Below are 2,613 nucleotides of genomic sequence, written 5' to 3'. Positions count from 1 at the left end.
GCGTATTCTCATGACTTTGATCACCGATTCTCATCAGCTTTGATCGCTTGATTTATCATTTTGTAGAGCCATTTTTAAATTAACTTAACTGATCATCATCAGTCAATTCATTTAACTGTTTTCGTATCGATTCTCCTTTTAAATTCAACTTAATTGCACCATGAATCAGCCTATCTAAAATAGCATCAGCGTGCGTTGATTCGCCGATCATTTGGTGCCAATTTTCCTGTGGTAACTGACTAATGATGATGTGTGATTTATAACCATATCTAGCATCGACTAATTCAAGTAAGTCGCTTCGTTGCTGAGCACTGAGTGGCTCTAGCCCCCAATCGTCTAAAATAAGTAAGTCGTATTTAATGAGTTTACCCAATAATTTTCGATAACTGCCATCGGCCTGTGCTAGAAATAGACTTTCAAGTAATTCTTTTAATCGAATATAGAAGACACTTTTTCCTTGTAAACAGTGCTCGTGACCCAAGGCACACGCGAGGTAGGTTTTGCCACAGCCTGTGGCGCCTGTAATTAATATATTCTGATGTAAACCCAGCCAGGTGCTTTGGCTGAGGCTGCGTATTTGTGCTTTATCTAGATTGCGCTTCGGCGAGTAAATGAGTTGATTTAACTGACCCGGTACGCGGAATTTTGCTTGTCGCACCAGTCGCTCTATTTTTCTTTGGTCACGCGTATCAATTTCATGTGTTAGCAATAAACTGACGCGCTCTATAAAGCTTTGTTCTTGATATAGGTTTGGCTGTTCAAGCTGCTGCTTGAGTGCTTGCTTTATACCCGATAACTTGAGCAATTGAAGTTGCTGATTAATTGTTTCTATCATGTTTACATTCCTTAATGGTAGTAATCTGTGCCACGTATGTTGCTGTGTGTAATTGGCTTTTCTGGCTCTGTTTGGAGTGTGGGTAATGGTTGTTGGTCTAACCCTTTTTGCAGCATTTGCTTAATAGATCTGTGTGTGGTCGTATTCATGCAAATTGCTCGGTAACATGCTCGCTCGAGGCGTTCTTTTGAATACGTTTTAGCTAAACTTAATACCCCTAAACAGGTGCGATAAGCTTGCTCTGGATGACGTTTGCTATTAAGCAATAATTCAACGACTTGATGAGTATAATCACCGATACTCAATGCCCATGAGCGTAAATTTATCGGTGACTGCTCATGCTGTTTTTGATGCGCCTTTGGCATATGATGTGTCTGTGTCGTATGTCCGCCTAAACGGTTTGAGCGAGGATGCTGTGCTATTAAAGTGCCGTCATAATAAAGCTGCACGAGTTGATTGGATATGTGTGCGCGTAATTGTTTTTTAACCCACAGATAAGGCACGCTGTAGTAATGTTTTTCTATTTCAACATGGTAATCAATATGCACACGTACTGTTTTGATTTGTGTATATTGATAGGGCTTTTCAGGCAATGGCTTTAATGCGTTTTTATCCACCATATCAAATAGCTGTTTGCGTGATTGTTGATATTGCTTCATCACCTTATTGTTCATCATATCCAGTAGCTTTGCTATTTCATGATTGAGTTGCGCTAAGCTGTGGAAGGTTTGGTTACGTAAGCGTGCCATGATCCAACGCTCAACAATTTGTACGCCGACTTCAGCCTTCGATTTATCTTTGGGTTTATAAGGTCTAGCCGGAATGACAGCAACGTTAAAGTACTCGGCTAACTGGTGGTACGTCGGATTTAAATCAGGCTCGTAGCGACAGGTTTTACTGACAGCACTTCTGAGATTATCGGGAATAACAACGTCAGGAACGCCGCCTAAAAATTCAAAGCAACGCGCATGACTCATTACCCAATCTTCAAGTTGCTGACTATACGTTGCTTCAGCATAGGTATAATTTGATGCACCTAGTACAGCAACGAATATCTGAGCAGTGCGCTTTTCTTGTGTCGTCGGACAAGTAATGGTAATTGTGGGGCCACAATAATCCACAAACAGCTTTTCACCCCCTTTATGCTGCTGACGCATTGAGAGTCGCTGGGTACCTAACCATTGTTTATAAGCTCGGCAGAAGTGACTGTAGCTGTAATAAGGCTCACCCACTTTTTCAAGTAACTCATCAAATACGAGCTGTAATGTTAGGTGTTTATGTTGTTTTAAGTCTTTATTGATATTTAACCAGTCAGGCGTTGGGTGTCTTTTTTTACGCGTTGAGAAGCGCTTGAGTTTGGTGTTGAAAAATGTATTTTGCTGTTTATCCTCTGGTATTGGCCATTGATTTAAGCCTAACTCATTGGCCTTTTTAAGGTAATTAGCCACAGTACCAGGTGAAATATTTAAACTTCTGGCAATCTCTCGATGGGATAATTGTGCTGAGTACTTCAGCCGTAAAATGGAATGTAATTTACTCATAGATATAGGTCTTGTTGTCATTGTTGTTATCCTCATCAAACGATTCAGATAACGGTTTAACACACCTACAAAAATGATAAAACGTGAACTCGGTTACGAGTGGTATTAAGCTTTGATCGGCAAAATCATTAAGAGCATAAATGTGATCATTTACAAGTGATTTTAGTGATCAAAGCTTAATGAGAATAAGCGATCAAAGTTAATGCAATTGGGTGATCAAAGCTGGAGAGAATATGC

At 40.1% G+C, this 2,613-nt stretch carries 2 protein-coding genes; both read right to left on the bottom strand.

Going from position 1 to position 2,613, the window contains the following annotated elements; translation table 11 throughout:
- Positions 1 to 79: 79 nt before the first annotated feature.
- Positions 80 to 835, bottom strand: coding sequence for an IS21-like element helper ATPase IstB (gene istB, locus P20480_RS14845; RefSeq protein ID WP_008127212.1), 756 nt, complete (start codon positions 833 to 835; stop codon positions 80 to 82).
- A gap of 11 nt (positions 836 to 846) precedes the next feature.
- Complete coding sequence (gene istA, locus P20480_RS14850; protein ID WP_008466912.1) at positions 847 to 2,397, bottom strand: IS21 family transposase; 1,551 nt, start codon at positions 2,395 to 2,397, stop codon at positions 847 to 849.
- Between the last annotated feature and the right edge of the window lie 216 nt (positions 2,398 to 2,613).

Source organism: Pseudoalteromonas sp. BSi20480 (assembly GCF_000241365.1).
GTDB classification, from domain to species: domain Bacteria; phylum Pseudomonadota; class Gammaproteobacteria; order Enterobacterales; family Alteromonadaceae; genus Pseudoalteromonas; species Pseudoalteromonas marina.
Note: the sequence above shows the minus strand (reverse complement) of the source record. Positions and strands in the feature narration are given on the sequence as shown.